The organism is Pseudoalteromonas sp. SR44-8 (assembly GCF_014163635.1).
Lineage (GTDB): Bacteria > Pseudomonadota > Gammaproteobacteria > Enterobacterales > Alteromonadaceae > Pseudoalteromonas > Pseudoalteromonas rhizosphaerae.
The window spans coordinates 25,641-52,398 of sequence record NZ_JACJDS010000035.1 but is presented as its reverse complement, the minus strand read 5'-3'; the positions used below and the strand labels follow the sequence as shown (position 1 = coordinate 52,398).

Here is a 26,758-nt window from a genome sequence, read left to right as displayed (position 1 = left end):
GTCAAACGAAAGTGAATGCCCAATGGCAACTGTATTGCTTAGTTCATAATATAGAAAAGCTGCAAAACAGGACGCATTAATAAAGGTAAGCTGCTACCTCTCCAAATAAGCCACTTAAACACCTGTCATACCTTCCAAAACGCCCATTAAAGCAACAGCAAATCCTCTTTTTATATTTTACGTAAAATCGAAGTAACCGATTGAATCAAAATAGGAACTCGGCTATGGTTAATGCATCAATAAAAATAAATTAAAAACGAGTAATTCTACAAGCTCGTTATTGCTTCAAGAAGGAGTGTAATTTGAAATTTAATGTAGTTGTTGGACTTTTTTTTCTTTTAATCAGTATGTTTACTTGTGGAGTAACAGTAGATCAAAGCCCTATCAAATCCCAAGTTTTAGATTATGCTTACGTAGCCAAAATAGGAGGAAAGCTGGTTCAAGATAATACTAGGGTTTCTAACTTTGTAAATGAAGATTACGAAATTAAGGTCTTAAAAGAAAAAACGTGGGTCATTCCTGCAAAATTAGGCACTGGTTTTTATATAGTTGTTGGCTTTGGTTATATTCCTTCTAGCGTTCAACACTTTGATCTTCAAATAAACTACCCAGAAATTACCTTACCATCAGGTGAAAAGAAGTCATCTATTTATAGGCAAATTGATGTTAGTGGACACGATGGAACTTTTGTTTGGCCTTTTGATTACTATTTTGATCTAGACTACGAAGTTGTGCCGGGAAAATGGGATATAAGAGTTTTTTCTGAAGGTAACTTAATTCATTCATCCGATTTCACGGTAATAGATAGTGAATAAAGTAGCTATAACATATATGAGCCTAACTCTATCAATAGTTACCAGTATTTTCTTTGACCGTTTTTATACAGTGACGGTCAATTCTAATTCAATAAACAAATTCGTTTACTTCGTCTGTTGATGGGGCAGTTAAGCAAGTAGCTTACGGCAAACACATATAGGCGCGTTACGCAGTAATCGATTATTGCGAGCTCATCGCAGCCAGGTTTTTCCCATATCCTTTTGGGGTCGCTGGGGCACTACGACTAAATGGATTTAGAAGGTAGAGCGAAGCAGGATGCCAGAGCCGAGACATTCATCGGTTAACCTCATCATGGCACTATTCAAGGCGCTGGTTTCATTATTGGTAAAAGCATGAGCAGTTGACCTTGCGCGGACAAACGAAAGTAAATGCACAATTATCCTGACACAGGGGGAGCACCACAGCATCTAACATGCACTTTTTATTAGTAGGAAGTGCAATGGGCGGTTCATCTCCCATACAAAATGTGTTTATTGTTTTCAAAAAATAATTATGGTGGGTGTCAATGTATTTCAATGTTGGCCAAAACTAGTCGATCGTTACATGGTTAGTGCCTTACTGATATGGGCCGCAAATCAGCAAAGCAAAATTTTTCATGGCATTACAATATAGGAATTAAACCTCAGAGGCTCTAGTTGCAAACCTCTGAGGTAGTTTATTAAGGGTTTACTGCCTCAGAGAAGCGTGACATTTCACTTACGTTGAGTGTACCTTGTTTACTATAGATGCCTACTTGGCGTTTATCTAAGTCATAAAGCCTAAAGGTTAGTGCTCTAAAATCATTGATATATGCGGTACCAAAGCCACTTTCTGGTTGTAAAAGAAGATCCACGGTTACCCCTTGTTGTAAATTGATAGGAACAGTAACTTGTGAGTCGATTCGACTTTCTGAAGTAGGTGCAGATTGCTCACCCAGTACCGCAGGTAATGCTGCTGCCCTGAATTCATCAGCTAGAAGGTAAGCTAAGCTGTTGTCTGAGCCATCGTCATTATGAAGATCAATAAACTGTATAAAGGCTGTTTTCCCTATGAATTCTTCAACATCCCAGGTTGCCCATTGCATTGTTAGTTTATTATTCTCATCGGGTTGTGTATTTTTACCAGATTGGCTACGCACAACTTTACCGTCCACTATAAGCACAACTGCAGTTGCTTTAGGGTGGTCAAACTGATTTGAACCCCCACCTATCTTGAAATTAATATATTGCTGTGAGATTACAAATGACGGGCTATCCATTTTTCCTGTTGCGGAGTAACCTATCCACCCTAATGCAGTTCCATCTTCATCATAGCCATCTGCAAAGCTGGAAAAAACTCGTTCGCCAACGTTGTTGTTTACATCGGCCCCCCACCAACCTCCATCTAGTTTAGAGAAGTCTCCAGTTAGATTATTAAAACCGTGGGCTTGGAGGGTGTTATAACCGCCGCAGCAAAATTCAAAACCAGCTATATGCTGAGTCAGGTCTTCCTCTCGATTGAATAGAGGTTTGCCTTCTAGTTCAGGTGTGAGGGTGATGTTAGAGTTTGATTGAGTAAGTGAATCGCCGAAGTAAAAAGTAGCTGTTTCTGTGGCTGTGTTTATTTCTATACTAGCCGTTTGCGTAGTCTCTTCATAAGCGGGAAATATCAGACCAAATCGGTTGTCGGTATCTTCACTCGAAATACTAAAGTGAAGACGGTTGATTTTATTGTTACTACCTAGTAATACTTGATCACCTGGTGAGACTAATAGTGAATTATCATTATTGGTTTGTGCTGATTGGGTTTGTGCATTTTCATCTATTGGTGTTGCTAATGCGCTTAAGTATTGCTCAGGAATTGATACCGCTAGTTCTCCCGATTCTGTCATTGATACTTGATGAATTGCTAAGTCACCACCAAAATCAGCACTGCCTATATTTGAGCGGGTATTTTTATGGGCGACCCAACCAAACATCAGGGTTTGAGTAGGGGAGCTTGCAGTTCTTCCTGCGTAGTAAAATTCTCCATCTAGTGAAGGGTATCGACCAGGTACCCATGTGTCTTCATTCTTTACTAAATATTTTACATCGCGCTCATTATTATTTTGATCAGAGTAAATTATTGCTTGTCCGTTATTGAAGCTCACCCAATCAGGAACCTCAAAGTTAAGTGGTTTGTTTGCAGTATAAATCGGCTCTTGCGCTTCCCAAGTTTTGAGATCGCTCGAAGTATAAAGAGCAATAGCTGCATCTGCGTTATATCGACTAGTTAATAACATCCAATAGTTGTTGCTTTGTTCGTTATAAAAAACGTCAGGATCACGAAAGTCAAAGTCGCTATATGATCCTGTACCACTGAATGTGCTATTAACTTGTTTTTCCCATTTAGTCAGCGTGTTATCTGTTGCTTTTGCATGCATAACAGCTTCGACAGGAGAAAAATCGAGATTGTGTCCTGAGTAAAATAAATGAGCTACATTGTCTTTATCTTTAATAACACTACCAGATCCGGTCCATTGGTCTTGTGTTTGTGCATCTCCCGTCGCTTCTAGAACACGTTGTGGGAATGTACCATTAATTAGATCTGTGGTTCGGGTTAGATACCAATCATGAAATGCGGTATCAATTAAATAATAAATATAAAACTCACCGTTTAAAAATACAGGGTTAGGGTCAGCCATCGTTAATGGTAAAGGTATCGTGTGTTGATCCAGTTGGGTGACAATACTTTCACTCGACGGGTCAACGGCTGCATACTCTGATAATTTAAATTCATCAGCCATAATAAATGCAAGTGCAGTTTCGTCTGCAGTGTCATCCTGATCAATGATTTCAATAACAGCTGTTTCACCGATTAAGCTATTAACATCCCAAGTAAACCAATCGAGCTTATCTGATTGCCCGTTACCTGTGGCATGCCTGACAATTTTGCCATTTATTCGCAGGACAATTGCTGTCGCTTTTTCAGTATCAAATGGGTTTGTACCACCACCAATTAGAAAGTTTACATAGTCATGTGTAATCGTGAATGGGGGCGAAGAAAGTGTGCCGGTAGCTTCGTTACCAATCCAGCCTAATTGGCTCCCATCTGCTAAAAAACCATCGGCGCGGCTAGAAAAAACTCTCTCACCAACATGGTTTGTGATGTCTACAGCCCACCAACCACCATCTAATTTGGCCATATCGCCAGTTGCTCTAAAGTCATGGTTTGCGTAGGTATTAAACTTACCGCAACAAAATTCAAAACCCGCAATATTTTGCTCAGCATTTGATACACGAGTGAATGCGGCTTGGCCAGTACTAGCAGGTGCGGTGGTTTTTTTTATTTTCTTTATCAACTTACTATTTTGACTAGGAACTTTGGCTGCACTGTCGGCTTGGCGAATTTCGTCGACTAATAAATATGGTAAGTCAGTATCTGAATTATCATCAGCATGATGGTCAATAAATTTAATTTGCCCTTCTTGAGAGCTAAACTCGCTGACATCCCATGTTTGCCAGTCAACTTGCATTGCAGTATTGCTTCCACTTGCTTGACGAACTATCTTATTATCAACAACAAGTGCAATTGCGGTTGTATTTGTGTCTGTTATGCCATTATTGCCACCACCAATTAAAAAATTGATATAGTTTGATTGTATTGTAAATTTAGGACTTATCATCGAACCTGTAGCGGAAAAGCCTAGTTGCCCAAGTGCTTCACCTTCTAAATCAAAGCCATCCGCAAAGCTCGAAAATACGCGCTCACCTAAATGACCTGAAATATCTGCAGCCCAAAAACCACCATCAAATTTAGAAAAATCACCTGTTAATTTATCAAACCCATGAGCTTGAAAGGTGTTATTACCACCACAACAAAACTCAAAGCCAGATAGTACTTGCTCTGTATTTTCAGGGTTGTAAAATAATGGCTGACCTTCGCTTTCAGGGTTGGAAGTTATTGGAATGTCATCTGTATTTGGTTCATCATCACTGTCGCTTTCATCTTTATTAATAACGTCAGCAGCGGTTTGTCCTTCTTCTAGAATGATCAGTTTGTAATCATCTTCTTGTTGGTTTTTGTGATCACCAGAGCAGGCTGTCGTTAAAGATATAAGTAACGCGAGCCCCGTTTTTTTCCAGCAAAGTGCTATGTCTTGCTTTGTTTTCATGCTTATTCCTCCACAACTATTATTGTTGTGTTTGTGTGTGTTTAAGTTATTGAATATATTGATTAAAAACTTCATTTCCTTAACTTTTCTTATTGTTACAGAGTAATACTTTTAAAATAAACAACGTTGTCTTTTTTTAAGGTAGATGTTATCTTTATTTTTTGCAACATGTATTTTACACAATGGCTGTAATTGTGTATTTAAATACAACTTTTACTATTCGTGGCTATTTCTCCCTGATTTATCTAGAGGATATTGTTACGAATTTATAGTGTGAAAATTTATTTGGAAATGGTCTAAATAATAAAGGGAGCAACTCGGTGAGTATTGTAATAAGCAGCAAAAAGGCTGAAGAAATTAATTTAACATGTTTTGGAGAGGTACTGTGGGATTGCTTTGAGTCCGGTATGCGTTTAGGTGGTGCTCCTTTAAACATGTGCTTTCGTTTTAATTCACTAGGCCTGAAGGCACATATGATAAGTGCTGTTGGTAATGACAAATTAGGTGAAGCACTACTATCTGAGATTGAGCAAAAAGGGCTCTCTAAAGAGTTTATTTATGTTCATGAGTCTAAGCCAACGAGTGTGGTTGAAGTGAAGCTTGATCAGAGCGGATCGGCCAATTATCAGATTGTGCTTGATACTGCATGGGACAATATAAGTTTATCGCAACGAGTTATAGATAAGGTGCAAAGTGCAGATGTGTTTGTATTTGGTAGTTTAATTGCTCGAACAGAAAGCTCTATGAGTTCATTAGAGCAACTTTTAGATTTGGCAAAATTTAAAGTGTTTGATGTAAATTTACGTGCACCTCACTATCAGTTAGAAAGCTTAATTAAGTTGATGAATAAAGCTGACTTTATCAAGCTCAATGATGAAGAGCTATATGAAATAGCAAAAGGAATGGGGTGTAAATACCATTCATTAGAGCAAAACTTAGCATTTATAGCAAAGCAAACCAACACAGAGTTTTTGTGCGTGACGAAAGGAAACCATGGTGCTTTATTATCGATTAAAGGTAAAAACTACTATAACTCAGGCTACCTGATCGATGTTGTGGATACTGTTGGTGCAGGGGATTCGTTTTTGGGGGCTTTAATTTATCAACTGTGCATTCAAAACGATCCGCAACAGGCAATTGATTTTGCTTGTGCTGCCGGAGCTATGGTTGCTCAGCAGCCAGGGGCAACACCAGATATAACGTATCAGCAAATCCTAGAATTTATTGAACCATGTTAGCGTATAGTGTTGTATTTCAAGTTATACATATTTTTAACAAAATATTTTGTTATTTATATTGAATAGATGTTTTTTTAATGTTAAAAAGACAACGTTGTTTATTCTTATTGGGCCTGCCAAGCTAAACAACAAAATGTAAAAAGATATTTTTTTTGCACTAAAAAGACAACGTTGTTAATTTGACTGATGAAATCAACATTAAAAAATAAAATTAAAATGAGGACACACACAATGCTCAGATTTAGGAAAAACCAGCTTGCTGCGAGTGTTAGTACATTATTGTTAGGCTGTTGGCTGCCATCCAACAGCTTCGCTGCTGAACAACTGCAAGAAGAAGAGTCGGCCAAGATTGGTATTGAAGTTATTGAAGTTTCATATGGTTATGGAAGTGTTAAAAAACAAGATTTAACAGGCGCAGTGAGTACGGTTGACCTTGAAGATTTAGTAGACCAGCCTTCAGGCAATATAATGCAAAACTTGCAAGGGAGGGTGCCAGGTCTACAAATTACAACGAATGGTTCACCAGACTCTACTGCGACGGTACGAATACGTGGTCAAGGCTTAGGGCCACTTGGAAATAACGATCCATTATATGTTATTGATGGCGTACCAACTAAATCTGGAATGCATGAACTTAATAGCCATGATATTGCTGATATACAGGTGCTAAGAGATGCAGCAGCTGCAAGTATTTTTGGTGCTCGCTCTGGTAATGGAGTCATAATTATCACAACCAAAAAAGGGAATGAAGGGCTGGATTTCAATTTTTCAGTTAATCAATCTCAAGATGCCTATAGTTATGACCTAAATCCGCTAAATACCAAACAACGTGGGCAGGTTGTATGGCAGGCTGCTGTTAACGATGGTTCAGATCCAAATGCAGCGAGCCCATTATATAGCTATGATTGGAATGGTGACTACAATAACCCACAGCTAAACTCAGTAATATTGCCCACGTATACCGATCCTCAACAAGTTCAGCGTCCTGCTGACACTAACTGGTTTGATGAGGTCACTCGTACAGCTAAGGTCACTGATCTTAACTTTTCAGTTTCAGGTGGTTCTGAGAACGCCTCTATTTATAGTTCATTAGGTTACTTTAATTCAGAAGGTGTTGTTGATGGTTCTGAATTTGAACGCATTAGTTTTAGGGTCAATTCTGATTACCAACTAACAGATAAATTAAAAATAGGTGAAAATTTCACTGTAACCAATCAAGAGTCAAACCTAATCAATGCTAGAGCTGGTGAAATATTGGGTTTGGCTATAGAGCAACAATCTATCGTTCCTGTGTACAACGAGGTAGGTGGCTGGGGAGGACCGGTTCCTGGCGTAACTGACCGAGATAACCCTGTCAGAATTATCGAAATGAACCGTGATAATGTTAGTAGGTTCAATAAATTAATGGGAAATATTTTTGTTGAATATGAAGCAATAGAGGACTTAACGTTAAAAAGCTCTATCGGTTTAGACTACGGGCAATATTACTTCAGAAACTATACCCGTGCTTTTCAAGCAGGCTCACTAAATTATGGTGATCAGCTGTCAGTGACAGAAAATTGGAATAGTAGTTTTAGCTGGACTAATACCGCCGAATATAAGCTTGATTTAAACGAAAATCATTTTACGTTTTTGCTCGGTACAGAACAAATAGATTATGAGTATGAAGGGTCTGTTGGTTTTGGTTCAGGTTTTGCGTCTGATGATCGTGATTACGCACATTTATCACAAGCAACAGGTGATGTTCGTGTAGAAGGGGATGGTGATAAATGGTCTCTTAATTCTTATTTTGCGCGTATGGACTATAACTTTGATGACCGCTATTTAGCAGGCTTAACAATACGTCGTGATGGCTCATCTCGTTTTGGTAGTAATAATAGTTATGGAAATTTCCCAGCTATCTCTGCAGGTTGGGTGATCAGCAATGAATCATTCTATGATATTGAATTTTTATCTACCTTAAAGCTTCGTGCTAGTTGGGGCAAAACGGGTAATCAAGAGATACCTACCGATGCAACATACACAACGTATTTAAGTCGTTATGCAACACAGTCATTATTCACTGATCGGCAAGATGAAGGGACCGCTTATGATATAGGCGGTGCTAATGGCGGCACGCTTCCATCTGGGTTTGTAAAAGCACAAACAGGGAATGATGACCTAAAGTGGGAAACATCAACGCAAACAAACATTGGTCTTGACTTTGGTATGCGTTACGAAACCATATACGGCAGTATCGATTGGTTTGAAAAAACCACAGAAGATATTTTAACGTTAACCAATCCGCTTGCAACATTGGGCGAAGGTGCTCAGCAATGGGTTAATGGTGGCACAATTGAAAACTCTGGTTTTGAGTTTCTTATTGGATACGCCGACTATCTTACTTTTGATAGCTTAGATGGTGATATCGATGTCGATATTAGCTTTAACATTTCTTCGGCTAAAAATAAGGTTGTTTCGTTACCTGGAGACGTTGTGAATTCATTTGGTGGCAATGGTGTTGATAAAACGATTGTTGGTCATTCTATTAACTCTGTTTATGGTTATGTCGCTGATGGGTTATTCCAAAATCAAGATGAAATAGATGCTCACGCAGCGCAATCTGGGGCCGGTTTAGGTCGAGTTCGCTGGAAAGATTTAGACGGTAATGGCGTGATTGATGAAAACGATCAAAGCTTTTTCACCGATACTGATCCTGACTTTATGTATGGATTGAACATGAATTTCAAATACAAAAATTGGGATTTCAATATGTTCTGGCAAGGTGTTCAGGGAGGTGAGATACGTAATAGCTGGCGTGGGTTTACTGACTTTACATCATTAAATATAGGTTCTAACTACGGTGATCGCGTTCTTGATGCATGGTCAGTTAATAATACTGACAGTAATGTACCGGCATTAACTTTAATCGATAACAATGGTGAAGGCCGTCAATCAAGTTTGTTTTGGGAAGATGGTAGCTACCTCAAGCTTCGCAACTTATCTATCGGTTATACACCTGATGAACAGTGGTTAAATCAATACGGTATTAGTTCTGCACGAATTTATTTGCAGGGCAGTAACTTATTGACCATTACGCCATCGGGGACGCTAAGCCAAGATCCAGAAACTCCAAACGGCAACTTCCCAATTCCAAAACGTATCACGTTAGGCGTGAACCTTTCTTTTTGATTTATTAAAACGACAACGATACGAGCACATATTATGAATAAAATTAAAACTCTATTTACAGCAGCTACACTCGCGCTTTCTTTAGCATCGTGTGGTGGTTCTGATCTTGATGTTGCACCTTCTGGGGTATTAACCGAAGAGCAAGTTTCTAACAGTGAAAATATAGATGCTTTGGTCATTGCTGCCTACTCATATCTAGGCAATGATCATTATACTGCCCCTAACTTTTTATGGCCGACAGGAAACTTACGTGCCGGAGACGCTCACAAAGGCGGTAATGGACCTGGTGATATCTTTGCTTATCATGCTTTGTCTCTATATCAACCAATAGTGCCTGATATGGAGTCTTTCCCGCCAGATTTGATTGATTTGAATAATAAGAAATGGGTACGTAATTACACCGGTATTTCAAGAGCAAACTCAGCATTAGCGGTAATCGCAAATGCGCCAGATGCTATTGAAAACAGTGCTGCAAAACAATCCGAACTGCGGTTCATTCGCAGTATTTTCTACTTTGATTTAAAAATACATCATAAGCATATCCCGTGGATTGATGAAACAATGACTCAAGATCAAATTCTTAGCGCTACTAATCGTGAGCTGAGCGATCAGGAGCTATGGGATAAAATTGCCGCAGATTTTGAGTTTGCTGCAAACAATTTACCACAAACCCAAGAAGATGTAGGGCGCGCTTCAGCGTTATCAGCTAAGGCATATCTAGCTAAAACATTGCTCTACCAAGCGTATGAGCAGAATGAGCTACATGAAGTTATCAATATTAATAAAGATAAACTTGTAAAAGTAGTGGCCCTAGTTGATGAAATTGAAGAGGCTGGCGTCTATGGCTTATTTGATGATTACGCGAATAACTTCTTGTTTGAAAGTGAGAATGGTAAAGAGTCAGTTTTTGCTATTCAGCGCTCTCTAAATGACGGCTCTCCAGATGGACGTGGTAGCTGGCCTAGTGCATTAAATGCGCCAATGGCTGGTGGTTTTGGCTGTTGTGGTTTTCATGTACCAACAGAAAATTTTGTTAATGCGTTTAAAACAGACCAACAAGGCTTGCCGTTCTTTGGCTCTTTTAACGACTTTAATTATGACATGACGACTGACTCAGTTGACCCTCGCCTAGATCACACTGTGGCAATGGAAGGTAAACCATTTAAGTATGACGAAAATTTGATCCATGGCGGTGATAGCTGGGCACGTGCCCCTGGTATATATGGCAACTTTACGGCAATGAAAGATCTTGAACACCCTGACTGTAGTTGTCGTGGTGAGAATGGCCCTTTTCCTATCTTTTCATTAAATACACCACTCATTCGTTACGCTGAAGTATTGCTTTGGAAAGCAGAAGCATTAATTGAGTTAGACAGATATGACGAAGCATTGCCAATCATTAACCGTATTCGTGAACGCGCTAAACAAAGCACCGATAAATTGCATAACGCGAGTATTTATAACATTGGCTTATATACAAGTTTTGGTTCTAAAGAACAAGCAAGAGCAGCACTGCGCTTTGAGCGACGTTTAGAGTTAGGGCTTGAAGGACATCGCTTTTTTGACTTAGTGCGTTGGGGAATAGCAAAAGAAACTATTGATAGTTACTTGGCAATTGAAGCTGTACGTAAACCTTATTTAGTCGATGCTATTTTCACTAAAGGTAAGCATGAGTATTTACCTATTCCAAACCAGCAAATTATTTTAAGTGGTGGGTCGTACACACAAAACCCAGGTTATTAATAGTGGTGGGTTTCGGCCCACCTTTTAAGCTTTAAGTTTTAAGAGTGATTATGAAAAAAATTATTTACTGGTCAGTCACTGTTGCAGTTGCTGGTTTTTTATTCGGCTTTGATACTGCTGTTATATCCGGTGCGGATAAACCTATTCAAGCATTATGGAATACGAGCTCGTTATTTCATGGCTTATTTATTATGTCTTCAGCTTTATGGGGAACACTACTTGGTGCCTTAACTGGTAATTACCCATGCGATAAGTGGGGTAGAAAACCCACATTGGTTTTAGTTGGGGTGTTGTTTTTAATTTCGGCACTTGGCTCCGCCATGGCTCCTGAAGCCTATAGCTTCGCTTTATTACGGTTTATTGGTGGCGTGGGAGTGGGTATTTCTTCAATTGTTGTACCTGCTTATATCTCTGAGATTGCACCTGCTAAGTACCGTGGGCGTTTGGTCGCGCTTTATCAGTTTCAAATTGTATTTGGTATTTTAGTTGCGTTTGTTTCTAATTTTTTAATTGCAGGAACATCAGCAATTGACTGGCGTTTAATGTTAGGCGTGGAGGCAATACCGGCCTTAGCTTATTTATTAATGATCATTAAGGCACCTGAAAGCCCACGTTGGTTAGTGCAAAAGAAAAACGAAAAAGCTAAAGCGCGTTCAATCTTAGTGACTTTAGGTGAACAAAACCCAGACCAAGTATTAAATGACATTGAACGCGACAAGTTACAAAACAGTCAATCAAAGCTATTTGGTGGTAGTTACAATAAGGCGGCTTTATTTGCATTTTTATTTGCCGCATTTAATCAATTATCTGGCATCAACTTTATTATTTATTATGCACCGCGCGTATTTGAACTTGCAGGATTGGATGTAAATCAATCCTTACTTTCAGGCGCTGGAATTGGCGTGGTTAACTTATGTTTTACCATGCTTGGTTTATCGTTGATTGATAAATTTGGCCGACGTTCGCTGATGTATATCGGCTCAATTGGCTACGTTATTTCCCTCTCTGTTGTGGCGTGGGCATTTAGTACTGACTCTGGAGGCTTAACGGTTGTAGCGTTTGTATTTGTGTTTATTGCCGCTCATGCCATTGGCCAAGGTACCGTTATTTGGGTCTTCATTGCAGAAATATTCCCGAACAAAGTACGTTCAAAAGGGCAGTCTTTAGGCTCCGGTACGCATTGGTTTTTTGCCGCAGCAATCACTTTACTTATGCCATTTTTCTTAGAACGTTTTAGTGCCACTGAAGTATTCACTTTCTTTACTTTAATGATGTTAGGGCAATTGATTTTTGTTGCGTGGTTTATGCCAGAAACAAAAGGACGTTCTTTAGAAGCAATTTCATTAGATACCAATAATAAGCATGGAGCATTAGATGCGAACCGTTAATTTAGTTTTAATTTCATCATTTTTGGCAGCATGTAGCATGACAAACCCAACTGAACAAACAGCCCTTAAGGGTGCAGATAAACCGAGCAAAGAGGCGTTTAGACCTGCTTTTCATTTTACTCCTGAAAAGCATTGGATGAACGATCCTAATGGTATGGTTTACTACCAAGGCGAATATCATCTGTTTTACCAGCATAATCCTGACTCATCGGTATGGGGGCCAATGCATTGGGGACATGCAATTAGTAAAGATATGGTTAATTGGCAGCATCAAGAAATTAAGTTGTTTCCTGATGAGCACGGTACTATCTTCTCTGGCAGTGCGGTGGTTGATTGGCAAAATAGCAGCGGCTTTGGCAGTAAAGAAAACCCACCATTAGTGGCTATATTTACCTATCACGATGATAAAAAGGCGGCACAAGGGGCGATTGATTTTCAAACGCAAGGTATAGCATATAGCACCGATAAAGGCCGTACATGGATAAAATACGCTAATAATCCGGTATTAAAAAACCCTGGGATCCGCGATTTCCGTGATCCTAAAGTAAGTTGGCATGAAGATACTCAGCAATGGGTCATGGTATTAGCGCAAGATGATCATATCGGCTTTTACAGCTCAAAAGATTTAAAAACATGGCAATTTGAAAGTAACTTTGGCGCTGATTGGGGAAGTCACGCAGGTGTATGGGAGTGTCCAGATCTTATTCGCGTGCGTATTGAAGGCACCGATGAATATAAATATGTTTTATTAGTGAGTATTAACCCTGGCGCGCCAAATGGCGGCTCTGGTACACAATATTTTGTTGGCGATTTCGACGGTGAAAAATTTGTGTTGGATAGCGATTATCAAAAAATGCTTACAACAACACCTGCCGTTTTCCCTCAAGGGCTTGATTTTTCTAACTTCAAAAATGGCTTAAAAAATTGGCAAGTATCGGGTGAAGCATTTCATATAGTAAATGATCAACCAGCAAATACCATTGCCAGTTCTTTTAAAGGCTCGGATGAGGCAATTGGTACCTTAACCTCAAAATCATTTGCGATTGATCATGATTTCATTAACTTTAAAATTGCAGGCGGAAAGCATCATAACAGTACCGCAATACAGTTGTTAGTTAATGGTGAAATAGTTAAAACCGCAAGCGGAAACAATACAGGTACAATGACCGAGCGTTCTTGGAACGTGAGTCAATTAAAAGGCCAGCAAGCTTATATTAAAGTGGTAGACAATGAACGAGGTGATTGGGGGCATATAAAAATTGCTGATATCGTATTTTCTGATAAAGCAGCAAAAGAAAAGTATGAACCGTCAATATGGCTAGACTACGGAACAGATAATTATGCTGGCGTGACTTTTTCTGATGCTCAAGACGGTAGACACTTATTTATGGGATGGATGAGTAACTGGCAATACGCAAACCAAGTACCGACTGAGGTATGGCGCAGTGCAATGACGATTCCCAGAGAATTAAAGTTATTACAAACGCCAGCAGGCGTGCGTTTGGCATCTCAACCTATCAAAGAACTCGATAGTTTACTGAGTAACACACAGCAAAAGGCAACCCTAACTGGCACAAATAGCTACCAGTTAGATGAGCTTTTTACTGTCGAACCTGGGCAATTTAAGGTGAGCTTTAGTTTATCAAACGCTGAGCAAGTTACTGATATTGTGCTTAGCTCTGATAAAGGTGAATACACTAAGCTGCAGTTAAACCCAGCTCAAGGACAACTTGTACTTGACCGTAGACAATCGGGTTTAAAAGACTTTGAAGATGGGTTTGCTTCTTTACAAACAGCGCCATTACAAAAAGGCCTTGAGTATTACGATGTTGAGATATGGGTAGATAAAGCGTCGGTAGAAGTGTTTGTAAATAAAGGGGTTAGCTCTATGACGTCGATTGTTTTTCCAACCTCTCCTTACAATAAAATACAAGTGAGTGCTGAGCAGCCTTTGTCGCTTAGTGACGTTAAGTTAAATAATATAGCAATAGAAAAATAACTTCCAAAATGACTCTATATTATTATAGAGTCATTAATCATTCTCTAAGGCTATGCGATATATGAGTAGCAATTATCGACTATTAAGTGTCATTTTGTTTGTTTATTTTATGGCATGGTCTTTTTCATTTTCATTATTTCCTATTTGGCTTAGTCAAGAAGTCGGCCTCAATAGTGCTAAAGTCGGGATTATCTTTAGCATTAATTCCATCATGGCTTTACTCGTGATGCCTTGTTACGGCATTTTGCAAGATAAACTCGGTTTACAAAAAACACTGCTTTACTTCATTGCATTTTTCATCATGTTGATTGGCCCGTTTGTAAGTTTTGTATACGCGCCACTACTACAAACGCAGTTTTATCTGGCTGCTATTTTAGGCGGTGCCGTTTTTTCATGTGCATTTTTAGCTGGAGTAGGAACGCTTGAAAGTTATATTGATAAACAAAGTCGCTCGACCAACTTTGAATTTGGTAAAGCTCGAATGTGGGGGTCACTGGGTTGGGCTATGGCAAGCTACTTTGCCGGTTTATCCTTTAATTTATCTCCTAGTTTAAATTATTGGTTATCAAGCATTGCGGCGGTTTGCTTAATGGGTTTTTTAGCCTTTGTTAAGGTCGCACAAAATCAGCGTGAAATAGCGCCTTCTCGAACTTTTTCTCCTGTAAAACAGCTTACAGCATTTTTTAAAATCGCAGGGCTTTGGCGTTTAAGTGTATTTGTGATCGGTGTTAGTTGTATTTATGCGGTATTTGATCAGCAATTTGCTATTTATTACACCTCTTTTTTTGACACCCCAGAGCAAGGTCGAGAGTTTTTTGGCTATTTAACTTCAGCGCAAGTTATTCTTGAAGCGGCTATTTTGTATTTAGCTGTTAAATGGGTGAATTATGTGGGCATTAAAAATTCGTTGCTGTTAAGTGGTGTATTGATGGCGATACGAATATATTGCTCGGGGATTGTTAGTGACTCTATCAGCATTAGTTTATTGAAATTATTACACGCCATTGAATTACCGCTGATGCTGATTGCGTTATTTAAATATATCAATATGCATTTTGATGCGCGCTATTCAGCGATGATCTATATCATTGGCTTTCAATTTACTACGCAATTGGTGGCGTCAATGTTAGCCGTCGCGGTAGGTGTTGTATATGATCATGTAGGCTTTGCGTTAGCCTACCAGTATTTGGGTTTGGTTATCTGTGTGTTTATTGTATTATCGCTTTTTACATTAAAAAAAGATGTTATTAAAACGAATCACGAGCAATCAATTTAAACGGTAGGCTGTGATGAACAATATCAGTACGCTGGTCTATGAGGTATTCCATTGCCCAACGTCCCATTGCATGATGGGGTAATGCCATGGTAGTTAAATTCGGTTGTAATAATTGTGGAATACTGCCCCAATCATCAAAACTTGCTATACCAATATCCTTACCAACGATCATTCCTTTATCATGCACAACAAAGTAAATTTCTAGCGCCATGGGATCTTGACCACAAATAATAGCATCAGGTTTAAACTCGTCTATTACTCTCGCTGCAGACTCTCTCGAAGTAGAAATCTCAGTACCATTGGCTTGACCAATAATCACCGATTCAATGAGTAAATCATCGAGTGGTAAGCCGTGCTTTTTAAATGAATTTATAACGCCTTGTTTGCGACCTTTGGCTGCAATTATATGCTCATTTAAGTTTAAAAAAGCAATGCGGCGATAGCCTTTGCGTATTAATGCATCGGTAATATCTTCACCTGCTTGCTGTTCATCAGGGACTACACAAGGGAAATTATTCAAAGCAGGAAAACAGTTAGCTAAAATTGTTGGTATTTTTTTTAGTTCATCAGCTACCACAACTTGGCGATGATACATTGCTGAATATATAACGCCCTCTACGCGATACTCTAAAAGGCTTTCTATAGCTCTGTCTATACTCGCTTGGGTTTCGTTAACATTGAGGATCAACAGTTCTTTATTTTTCTGCCACGCAATTTCTTGGGCACCACGAATAATATCAAAAGTATAAGGAACACTAAGCAGTTCATCAGCAATAATTGCGTAAATGTTTGAGTTTTTACGTCGCGTTAAACTTGCCGCACGATTAGGACGATAACCTAATTCTTTTATCGCTTTAAGAACCTTCTCGCGGTTAATATCTTTGACTGTTGGATCATTATTGACCACTCGCGATACAGTTTTAAATGAAACACCTGCGTGGACAGCGACTTGCTTAATTGTAACCATACTAGAATAAGACCCTCTGTGAATAAAAACAGTATAACAGCAGATTGCACTTTATTTATATGTTTTTGTTAAGGTTTGAGTTGTCGTTGTTATCTAAAGATAAACTTATTCAGAGGCTTACTTTTAAGTTATTGAGGCGAATTATACTCATGATGTAACAACATGGGTCAGATATAAAAAGGGCTGATACAAATTTTTTCAAAATTTACAGTAGCTATAAACTAGACACCTATTTAGGAGTTAGGTGATATGAAAGTAAAAGAGTTTCGTAAACATCAGAAGAATTTAAAATAAAACTAACATAGGTTTCACGAAACATAATCGGCTAGCCTGAGGTTTCTAACCTCCAGTTATCACACCATCGTTCATACAGGTCGCGAGCATAGTAGTGATAAATCAGCGTCTATTGAGCACCCAGCGAAAATAAAACCAAATATAGTATTTAAGTGTTGTAGCGCACAGAGTTGGGGAGCTTTATAAACTAGGCTTTAAATCTCGGCCTTTTACATTAACGTGAGAGGCGAGAACTCTGAGGCAACTATGCAAAATCCAACTCATGATAAAAAAGTAGATGATAAAAAGTCTGCTGAAACACTAAAAAAAGAAGCGGCAAGCAAGCGCGCAGCTTTAGAACCTGACACGAAAAAATCATACAGAAAACCCCAGCAAAAATAATAGAGTCGTTAATTATCTAACCAGTTTTCGCAAAGCATTATTTGAGCTTAATTAAGGATTGAGTGGCATTATCGACAGGTAGATTCGATAAATATACAAGGAGCTAGATAATAGATGTTCTCTACTATTTGTGGTTCTTCACTCGTTGGTGAGGGATCATATTCTTGTTGTTTAAGGCTACTGAGAGCGCTATGTCATTAATAACAGAAGACAAAAATAATGAAAGTAATGGTCTAATTAAACGGCTAGGTAAATATCAGTTGTGGCTTCCCAATGGCAAGTATAAAACCAGCTTTGTTATTTTAGCAGTGCTGTTTTGCTTTAGTGCTTTATACACCGCTTTGTTTACTGTACCCAGTGATTCGGTGGCGGTAGTATTAAGATTTGGCAAATTTAGCACTATTTTACCATCGGGTTTACACTTTAAACTGCCTCTTGGTATCGATAGAGTTCATATTGTGCCAATCAAACGCCAACTAAAACAAGAGTTTGGCTTTTCTACTCCCGGCGCAACCGATCCTAATCAAAATGTGACTATTAATAATAATATATTCTTTACTGGCAAGCGCCGTGACGTGCAGTTACGTAATCAATTGGGCGAAACGCAAATGGTGACTGGCGATTTAAATACAGCCCTTGTTGAGTGGGTGATCCAATATCGTATTGCAAATCCTAAAAATTATTTGTTTGAAGTGCGTGATCCTGCCGGTACCTTGCGCTATGTATCAGAATCGGTGATGCGAGAAGTAGTCGGCGATCGTACCGTTGATGAAGTTATTACCATTGGTCGTCAAGAGATTGAAGTTGAAGCACTGCGTAAGATGCAAGCATTAGCGAGTAAATATGTGATGGGGATCAGCATTGACCAAGTGCAGCTAAAAAATATTAATCCACCAAAAGCCGTACAAGCATCTTTTAATGAAGTAAACCAAGCGCAACAAGAAAAAGAAAAGCTGATCAACGAAGCGCGACGTGATTACAATCGCATTATTCCATTGGCTGAAGGTGAGCGTGACCAACGTATCCGTGCGGCTGATGGCTACCGACTAAAACGTGTAAATGAAGCGCAGGGTGATGCGCTGCGCTTTAACGCCTTATTTGCTCAGTTTGAAAAAGCGCCTGAGGTGACTCGAAAGCGTATTTATTTAGAAACAATGCAAAAAGTAATGCCCACAGTTAGCGAAAAAATCATCATTGATAGCAGTGCGCTAGATGTACTGCCTTTGCTTAATCTAACACCACTTAAAGGCCAGTGAGCATGAGACATTATCTATTGTTTTTTCTTGGTATTTTATTAGCATTTATTTTAGCGGCATTAAATAACGCTTTGTATACAGTTAACGAAGTAGAGCAAGTTATTATTACTCAGTTTGGCCGTCCTGTTGGCAACCCTATCACTGATGCGGGTATCAAAATTAAAATGCCATTTATTCAACAAGTAAACTCAATTGATAAACGTGTGCTGGAATGGGAAGGCACTCCTTCTGATATGCCAACTAAAGATAAGCTTTATATTTCAGTCAGTTTGTTTGCCCGTTGGCGAGTGACAGATGCATTACAATACTTTTTACGGTTAGGTGATGAACGCAGTGCACAATCAAGGCTCGATGATATTTTTGGCAGTGAAACACGTAATGCAGTTGCTAAACATGAGCTGATTGAAATTATTCGTACCTCTAAAGACCGCCAGCCTCTTCGCGATAAGCTATTGACTGAGGCCGAAAAGGCGCAAGATATCGGAAGTTTAGTACCAATACATATTGGTCGTTTGCTGGTGGAGCAAGATATATTTAATGCAGCGGCAGAAAAAGTCAAAGTGTTTGGTATTGAGTTACTCGATATTCGTTTTAAGCGTATTAATTATAATGAGAGTGTCCGCCCGAAAATTTATGAGCGAATGATCAGCGAGCGTCGGCAAATAGCTGAACGCTTTTTATCAGAAGGTAAAGGTGAAGCGGCTAGAATTTTAGGTAATCGTGAGCGAGATTTAAATAAAATTCAGTCAGAAGCATACCGCGCAGTAGAAGAGATCCGTGGTTTAGCTGATGCAAAAGCTGCGGCGATTTATGCCGACGCTTATAATCAAAATGCACAAGCGGTTGCATTTTATGCGTTTATTCGCTCATTACAAGCATATGAGTTGGTACTCAATGACAATACGACACTGGTATTATCAACCGATAGTGAGCTATTTAAGTATTTAAAAAACACCGATACACAACCAATACCAGGCAATAATTAGTCGCAGGTCACAGTGTAAATAGGAAGGTTAGTGAGATGACAGTAAACGCCAGCAAGCTGGCGTTTTGGGGGATGTTTTGTTTAATTGGTTGCCAGCTTTTTAGCTTTGGCTACTTTTGCCCAGTAACCCGCTAGTTCGTAATGTTGATATATAGCTGTTTCAAACTCGGGAGTTATTTGCAGGTTATAATCATACTCTGGCGCATCTTTTATTACTTGGCGGTTGAGATCAACGCTGATGGTATTGTCGAGCCAGCATACTTCGCTGATCCACTCTGGTGGCACGAGCACTTTATGTCCACCCCACCAATTACTGGTATCGATGATCAGATAACGCACCGCCCACGTTGTTTCTTCTACTAATAATCCAGAGACATGACCAATATCACCATCATTTGCATTAATATGATAGCCAATAACCTCTTTGCAACTGCGTAAATTTGGATCTGCTTTTTTATTATCTTCACTTTTAACATTATGGTGAGTTAGTTGTGCGCTGCGTGCACCTGCTTCTGTATGTGGGAGGTGTTGGTGGTCACGGTACAATAAATAAGGGTAAATACCGCCTCCCCAAAATCCTTCGCCTACCCAATAATAAGGGTAGCCATAATAATCGAGTAAGCTGGCCTCATTTTGCCGTGACACGGGTTTATCGTTATCGATAGTTGGGCTGTTTTTAACTTGTTCTTTACTGATCAACACAGGCAGAATTTTTTCTATCCAGTTTGGTTTTTGAACCGCAATTGGTGAGATCAAAACCTGACGGCTGGATAGCCAAGAACCTGTTTCAACAACAAAATAGCGGATCACCCATGCTAAATCATCGAATAGAAAATCTTTTTCTTTACCGATCACACCATCGGTAGCAGCGATAGCGCAATTTTCAAGATCTTTCATGCTACGTAACATAGTAGTTATCCTTTTTAATGGGGTCGACAGTATAAAGTGTTGGCGTGTTTTAGAGCTGATATTGAGGTTGCCAACTAGGCGATGATTTGAATGAACCGCTTTAGTTTTAGCTTATTTGCCGCGGTTGTCTGTGCGCTGCAGTACACAGCCAAATTAGCGAGTTAATTACATGAATGCAGTAATGACCAGTATGAATCGCTGCTTTTTATTATTGACACACAGTTGTTTTGAGTTCGATAACGAACAGAACGTTAGCCTCTTACATAATAAAGTGATGGTAGGTAGTGAAGAATACACTTTACCGCCGATGGTGATCGCTCCACTTAATACTGAGGATATCCTAATGGATAAATACTTTTCAAAAATACTATGTGTTGTTGCAATACTGATGGTTTCACAATTAACTGGTTGCTATAAATCCCCAGAAATTGCTGCGGAAAAGCCGCCAAAAAGTACGGTGGCTAACAATGTTTTAGATATCGATGTAACTACAAACGTTAAAATGGCTTTAATGAATGATCCTATTCTCAGAGCATTTAATATCGAAGTCATTACGAATAAAGGCGATGTGCGTTTAATTGGTATTGTTGATAGCCAAAGCCAAATTGACTCAGCAATGTTAATTGCCAAAGGTGCTGAAGGTACGCATGCTATTCATGATGAACTGACTGTGAAAAGGAGTTCGTTATGAAAGGATATCTAATCGTGGGGGTTATAACCGCTGTTTTTGCTGTTACAGCAGTTGCCCAAGAAGATGAACGCGAAGGCGAACACCATATGATGATGGGCAAGATGATGCATGATAAAGAAACATCGCATATGGAACCAAAAATGCGGCAAATGTTTTCGCTAATGCAACAGATCGAAAACGAAAATAATCCACAAAAGCGTGAGCAGCTAATGGAACAACATATGAACTCAATGCGTGCAAATATGCGGATGATAAACGACCTAAATGAAAATGGTGATGATTCAGAGTCAGAAACTGAGGGCGATGAACGTATCAATAAAATGGAAGGTCAGCTGAGAATGATGCAAGTGATGATGGATCAAATGATGGAACACAGCAGCTACAGTGAAATGAAAATGTTACAAAAACATAGAGATAAGTAACTAGAGCGCAGTAGAATAAATCGACTTTGAGCCACTACTTTCAGCGCTAACAGTGTTGAAAATAGCGGCCTTGAGAGATGCACTTTCAATTTTTTTAAAGCAGCCATTTATAAATATAATTATTAGGTTCTAGGGCCGGTTAACCTCTCTGGTTGAAGGTTGTTTAATTTATAAGCTATTTAATCACCATGCTAGGTTTGTAATCTGATGGGTTAAGTAAAAAATTAAGTAAAACTTCCGCACTTTATTCTGGCTATCTACTTACATTAATACTGCCTTATCTAAAAACCAAACATACGGATGTAAAAGTAACTGTGAAAGATAAACAGGCTCTAGCCCTTGAAACTAAGGTTAATGGCCTCATACCTTTTACGAGGTCAAAAATTTTAAATGAACAAAGTAACAGGTGTATTTCGAAAAACTTAGGTTAGAAATCTAATAAGTTTGTATTTAAACCGATTATTTTTATAAGGATAAAGTTATGACACAACGTGTAATTGAAATGCCAGACTTAGGCATGGGGACATTCCGCTTAGAAGGAAAAACAGCTTATGAATCTGTAAAAATGGCATTAGAAGTTGGCTTTCGCCATATTGATACCGCACAGATTTATGGCAATGAAGAGCAAGTTGGCCAAGCGATAAAAGACAGCAATATCCCTAGAGACGAGCTATTTATTACCACCAAAGTGTGGAATAACAAACTGAATAAAAGCGATTTTATCGCCAGTGTGAAAGAGTCTCTTAACAAGCTGCAACTCGATTCTGTCGATTTATTGTTGATCCATTGGCCTGCGCCATCAAACGATGAACCAATGAGCGAGTATTTAACTGAGTTATTAACGGCAAAGCAGCTTGGATTAACTAAGCATATTGGTGTATCGAACTTCACTATTGCGAATTTAAAAGAAGCCATGCAAACACTGGACTCACGTGAAATATTCACCAACCAAATAGAAGTACACCCTTATTTAACCAATACCAAGTTACGTGCTTTTTGTCAGCAGCATGACATTCATGTCACCGCCTATATGCCATTTGTGGTAGGTAAAGTGTTAAACGATCATACCATTATTGATATTGCTAAGAAGCATGATGCAAGCCCTGCACAAGTGGTTATTGCATGGGTAAACGCCAAGGGTATGACGACCATTCCGTCATCAACTAAGCGTAAAAATCTTGAAGATAACTTTAATGATAAAGCCGTAAAACTTGATGAAGAAGACATTGCGCGTATTGATGCTCTCGATTGCGGCGACCGTCAAGCAACCCCAAGTTTTGCACCGCAGTGGGATCAAGACACGTTTTAAGCGTGTTCAATATAAAGTGCAGTGAGTCTGCACTTTTTAATGCAAAGGAATAACTATGTTAACCGTTATAGCAATGCTGTCATGTAAAAACGCTGATGCAGCTACGTTACTTAGTGCACTTGATAACTTACAAAAGTTATCGCGCAAAGAAGTAGGGTGTTTACGCTACGAGCTGGCTGTGAAAAATAATGACACGCAAACCGATTACATTGTAACTGAACAATGGGCTACAAATGAGCACTTTGAAGAGCATAAGTTAGCGCCACATTTTAAAACGTTTGGTGAACAGGCCGGTGCTCTACTTACTCACAGTAATATTGATGTGTATAAAACGATTGGTTAATAATATACCCAAACCACCTCAAGATGCAGAATTCAGCGTTTCACAGGTGCTTAATATCAAGGCGTTACTTTGCAAGAATGGCCGTCCCTTTTAAGAAGTAACAACGCTGAGAGTAAGTGCCTGTGAAACGCCCAAAGGGTTGGTTTAAAAGCGATTTATACTGCGTTATTGATTTTAACAATAGAACCACTATTATTTGCAATCAATGCCTTGCCTAAATCGCTTTTAATTCCAACTGAAACTCGCATCTTGAGGTGGTTTGGGTATATAGGGGCAGTGTTTAAAGCCACGTATTTTATATCGAGCTTAGCATGTTAAGCATGGCTTTAATCACGCCTTAGCATGTGACAATGAGTGAGCCTTGATAACTTACCTAATGTATTGACCTGCGTTTTTGGGTATATAAAGTTATGCCATGGTATTTTTCATCGCTCACTGATTATATCCGCTTTATTTGTGTTTATGGCATCGGTGGTCAGTTTTACTTTCATGCAATAAATTTTTAAGTTTTTTGACTGTTGATACTAAATCAAGGAGTCAGTTTATTTATTGTCCAAGATTTAATTTCGGCTTGTATTATATCTAACTCGCCTTAGCGTATTTGACTAGTAATCAAAAAAGACCCTATGGATACTGTGAGACTGTTAAATAAAAGTAACAAAGCTTAACGTTTTACACACACATCAAAAGGTCGAATATGCACACAATAAATAAAAAAGCATTATCAATTGCGGTAGCATTAGCTTGCTCATTCCCGTTACATGCCCAACAAGCTGCTACGAATAATCCAACAAATACGAATGAAAGCAACACTGCGCAAGAACAAAGTACCTCCTTAGAGATTATCTCTGTAACAGCAACCAAACGTAAAACAAAGTTAATGGAAACCCCTGTTGCTATTACAGCATTAACGGAGGCTGAGCTCAGGCAAAATGGCGTAAATAGTGTTAAAGATATAGCTAATCTAGTACCAGGGTTAGATATCTCCACAGCGACGGATCAATCAGCACCTGTTATCTCGATGCGTGGCGTACGCTCTACTAATATTACCGAGCTTGGCGACCCTGCTGTTGGCGTTCACCTTGACGGTATTTATTCGCCAAGAATGCAAGGAGCGCTAGCTCTGATGTATGACATTGAACGAGTTGAGGCATTAAGGGGGCCACAAGGCACGCTATTTGGTCGAAACTCTACAGTTGGTAGCATTAATGTTATCTCAGCAAAGCCTGAATTCACTCATTTATACGGTAATGTGAACGTTGAAGCAGGAAAATACAACAGCAAAAATATTGATGGCGTAATTAATATTCCAATTAATGACGAATTTGCAGTACGGTTTTCTGGCAAAGGATTAAAACGAGATTCTTACCTTGAGGGTTACTACGATCCTAACCAATACGACTCAAGACGATTAAGCGACGATATTCTCAATGCTCCTGTTATCTCAGAGGATTCTTATCAAGGTATTGGTCAAACAGTTACGCAGCGAGAAAACTGGTGGATAGATGGTGCAGGCACTGATCCAGAGGCGCAAAAAGTTCGCCAATTAACCCCCGCAGAAAAAGACGACTTTTATAACAACGCTGATGAATACTCTTTTAGAATTAGTACGCTTTGGGAGCCGTTAGATGGTGGCTTTTCAAATCATACCGTTTTTCAAAAGTACGTTAATAACAGCAATAACAATCTCGATTTAGTTAACTGCGATAAAATTCGCGGTAGAAGTGAAGAGCTGGGCGGCGATTGCACAAACTTTTTACCCAGTGATAATACATATCAAGCTGTTGTGAATGTGCCTGGTAAGCTTAATTTAGATATCACCTATCTTAGAAATACCCTTAACTACGATATCAGTGATGAATATTCGCTTGTGTGGCTACTTGGCTATGAGGATATGGAACGCTCTTCAGCACAAGATAGCGAAGTCGGCCTCGATCCTTGGGATGGGGCAACGTACTTTTTAGATGGCACTGGTGCTGAATCTTTTTCTACAGAAGTGCAATTACAATCTGACGAATACGGCGATTTTATTTGGATTGTTGGTGCTAACTATTTCCACGAAAAAACCACGACCTTAGGTTATTACGATAACCCAATGGACGATAAAGCCTTTTGGGATCAACCTGATCGCTCTACAGACGCATTCGCTTTGTTTGGCCAAGGTACATACAATTTAACTGAAAAATTACATCTAACACTTGGTTATCGTTTTAGTGATGAAACGAAAGAAGATAAAGGAGGCAAAACATACCGCTGCTCTAATGCCGATGGTTGCGCTGTTGGTTGGTTAAATAGAACAGATCTAAATAACTTACCAGTTGATTACTACGAAGATCCTTCAATTTATGCGTCATACTTTGCAAACGATAATAAAGGAAGTTGGCAGCATCATGACTTTCGTGTTGGTTTAGACTACGACATTTCACCTGAAACGATGGTTTATACCTATCTTGCCAGTGGTTTTAAAGCCGGCGGAATTGGTGATGTATATGAAGTCGTAAATGATAGAACCGGCGACGTAACACGCTTTGAAACTAAGTTCGACCCAGAAGAAGTACTTACATGGGAGCTTGGCGCTAAATCGAGCTTTTTTGATAATTCATTAAACTTAAAAGCCGCGTTTTTCTACACAGATTACACCGACATGCAATACGCATCAGTGGGCTCAATCGGTAACGTAGAACGCTTATCTGTGGTAGAAGATGAAGATGGCTCTCCCGTTTTAGATAGTAATGGCGAGCCTGTACTTGATTTTCAAAACAAGCCTGTGATTGCTTATTACACACAAAATGTTCCTAGTTCAACAATCAAAGGTATTGAGCTTGAGTTTGATTGGAAGCCATACCCAAGCGGGCGTATCACCGGTTATGTAACCTGGACCGATGCCAAAGTGACTGACGATTGGAATACTAAGTGGGATTATGATGCTGAGTATCTTTTTGATATTTCTTATGAGGAATCAAAAAATCCTGAAAATACACTGCTATCAACCAACCTTAAAGGCAATAACCTAGCGATGACGCCTAAGTTCACGGCAAATATCAGCTACACACATACATTTGATTTAGGTGAATATGGTTTTATCCATAGTTGGCTTAATGCGAGCTGGAAAGATGAATCGTACTCAACAGTATGGAATGTTGATAAACACTTAGATGATATGGATTTTAGCGTGTCGGACGAGGCGACAAAATACATTGACGATAGCCGAGATGCATTTGCAGTCTATAACGCGTCAATTAAATATGAGCCGCAAGGACAAAGCTGGTACGCAGAAGTATTCGTTAATAATGCCTCTGATGAAACTATTCAATATTGGAATAATACTAGCAAAGGAATTCCAAAAGGCAGCTTTGGCATGCCAAGGTATTACGGTGTAAGAGCTGGTTTTTCATTCTAGATAACCTAACCACAATTAAACTTCCCACAGTCAATATA

General features: G+C 39.2%; 18 protein-coding genes. 15 read left to right on the top strand and 3 right to left on the bottom strand.

The features are described 5' to 3' along the window. Positions 1–302 precede the first annotated feature (302 nt). Positions 303–815, top strand: a complete 513-nt coding sequence (locus H5183_RS16525; protein WP_182732223.1) for a DUF3859 domain-containing protein — start codon at positions 303–305, stop codon at positions 813–815. A 680-nt stretch (positions 816–1,495) separates the two neighbouring features. Here H5183_RS16525 and H5183_RS16520 read toward each other — a convergent pair. Then, complete coding sequence (locus H5183_RS16520) at positions 1,496–4,948, bottom strand: hypothetical protein (protein WP_182732222.1); 3,453 nt, start codon at positions 4,946–4,948, stop codon at positions 1,496–1,498. A gap of 320 nt (positions 4,949–5,268) precedes the next feature. Between H5183_RS16520 and H5183_RS16515 the strand changes: the two genes are divergently transcribed. The 6 genes from H5183_RS16515 to H5183_RS16490 all read left to right on the top strand — a co-directional run bounded on the left by H5183_RS16515 (position 5,269) and on the right by H5183_RS16490 (position 15,763). Next, entirely contained in the window at positions 5,269–6,186 is a 918-nt protein-coding gene (locus H5183_RS16515; protein ID WP_182732221.1) for a carbohydrate kinase, read from the top strand. Between the two features lie 231 nt (positions 6,187–6,417). Continuing rightward, complete coding sequence (locus H5183_RS16510) at positions 6,418–9,357, top strand: SusC/RagA family TonB-linked outer membrane protein (RefSeq protein WP_182732220.1); 2,940 nt, start codon at positions 6,418–6,420, stop codon at positions 9,355–9,357. Between the two features lie 33 nt (positions 9,358–9,390). Beyond that, the gene (locus H5183_RS16505) at positions 9,391–11,100 is read left to right on the top strand and encodes a RagB/SusD family nutrient uptake outer membrane protein (protein WP_182732219.1); all 1,710 of its coding nucleotides are present in this window, start codon (positions 9,391–9,393) and stop codon (positions 11,098–11,100) included. A gap of 50 nt (positions 11,101–11,150) precedes the next feature. Next, positions 11,151–12,488: a sugar porter family MFS transporter gene (locus tag H5183_RS16500; RefSeq protein WP_182732218.1), complete on the top strand. Its 1,338-nt coding sequence runs from the start codon at positions 11,151–11,153 to the stop codon at positions 12,486–12,488. Beyond that, positions 12,475–14,487 (top strand): glycoside hydrolase family 32 protein, encoded by a 2,013-nt coding sequence (locus tag H5183_RS16495; RefSeq protein ID WP_182732217.1) that lies wholly within the window; start codon positions 12,475–12,477, stop codon positions 14,485–14,487. The genes H5183_RS16500 and H5183_RS16495 overlap by 14 nt, the downstream gene beginning before the upstream one ends. A gap of 61 nt (positions 14,488–14,548) precedes the next feature. Next, a complete protein-coding gene (locus tag H5183_RS16490; RefSeq protein WP_145242828.1) occupies positions 14,549–15,763 on the top strand; it encodes an oligosaccharide MFS transporter in 1,215 nt (404 codons plus the stop codon). On the opposite strand, the gene H5183_RS16485 is transcribed toward H5183_RS16490, so the two are convergent. Further along, positions 15,735–16,730, bottom strand: a complete 996-nt coding sequence (locus H5183_RS16485; protein ID WP_182732216.1) for a LacI family DNA-binding transcriptional regulator — start codon at positions 16,728–16,730, stop codon at positions 15,735–15,737. The genes H5183_RS16490 and H5183_RS16485 overlap by 29 nt on opposite strands. A gap of 540 nt (positions 16,731–17,270) precedes the next feature. On the opposite strand from H5183_RS16485, the gene H5183_RS21835 reads away from it, so the two are divergent. The 3 genes from H5183_RS21835 (at position 17,271) to hflC (ending at position 19,647) form a co-directional block, all read left to right on the top strand. Then, positions 17,271–17,405: a hypothetical protein gene (locus tag H5183_RS21835; RefSeq protein ID WP_257326201.1), complete on the top strand. Its 135-nt coding sequence runs from the start codon at positions 17,271–17,273 to the stop codon at positions 17,403–17,405. Positions 17,406–17,596: 191 nt separating this feature from the next. After that, a complete protein-coding gene (gene hflK / locus H5183_RS16480) occupies positions 17,597–18,661 on the top strand; it encodes an FtsH protease activity modulator HflK (RefSeq protein ID WP_182732215.1) in 1,065 nt (354 codons plus the stop codon). 2 nt (positions 18,662–18,663) lie between these two features. Beyond that, positions 18,664–19,647, top strand: a complete 984-nt coding sequence (hflC, locus tag H5183_RS16475; RefSeq protein WP_182732214.1) for a protease modulator HflC — start codon at positions 18,664–18,666, stop codon at positions 19,645–19,647. Between the two features lie 80 nt (positions 19,648–19,727). Here the strand turns inward: hflC and H5183_RS16470 are convergent, their stop codons facing one another. Continuing rightward, positions 19,728–20,555 carry a PRC-barrel domain-containing protein gene (locus H5183_RS16470; protein ID WP_145242835.1) on the bottom strand — a complete coding sequence of 276 codons (828 nt, stop codon included), beginning with the start codon at positions 20,553–20,555 and terminating at the stop codon, positions 19,728–19,730. A 169-nt stretch (positions 20,556–20,724) separates the two neighbouring features. Here H5183_RS16470 and H5183_RS21640 point away from each other — a divergent pair, with 169 nt between their 5' ends. From H5183_RS21640 to H5183_RS16445, 5 genes are all read left to right on the top strand, one after another. After that, the gene (locus tag H5183_RS21640) at positions 20,725–21,246 is read left to right on the top strand and encodes a BON domain-containing protein (protein ID WP_218939791.1); all 522 of its coding nucleotides are present in this window, start codon (positions 20,725–20,727) and stop codon (positions 21,244–21,246) included. Further along, positions 21,243–21,668: a hypothetical protein gene (locus H5183_RS16460; protein ID WP_182732213.1), complete on the top strand. Its 426-nt coding sequence runs from the start codon at positions 21,243–21,245 to the stop codon at positions 21,666–21,668. Before H5183_RS21640 ends, H5183_RS16460 begins: the two co-directional genes overlap by 4 nt. A 481-nt stretch (positions 21,669–22,149) precedes the next feature. Continuing rightward, entirely contained in the window at positions 22,150–22,977 is an 828-nt protein-coding gene (dkgB, locus tag H5183_RS16455) for a 2,5-didehydrogluconate reductase DkgB (protein ID WP_145241103.1), read from the top strand. Positions 22,978–23,032: 55 nt separating this feature from the next. Further along, on the top strand, positions 23,033–23,320 hold the full coding sequence (locus H5183_RS16450; protein WP_149982864.1) for a putative quinol monooxygenase: 288 nt from the start codon (positions 23,033–23,035) through the stop codon (positions 23,318–23,320). A gap of 697 nt (positions 23,321–24,017) precedes the next feature. After that, entirely contained in the window at positions 24,018–26,720 is a 2,703-nt protein-coding gene (locus tag H5183_RS16445) for a TonB-dependent receptor (RefSeq protein WP_182732212.1), read from the top strand. Positions 26,721–26,758: the final 38 nt, after the last annotated feature.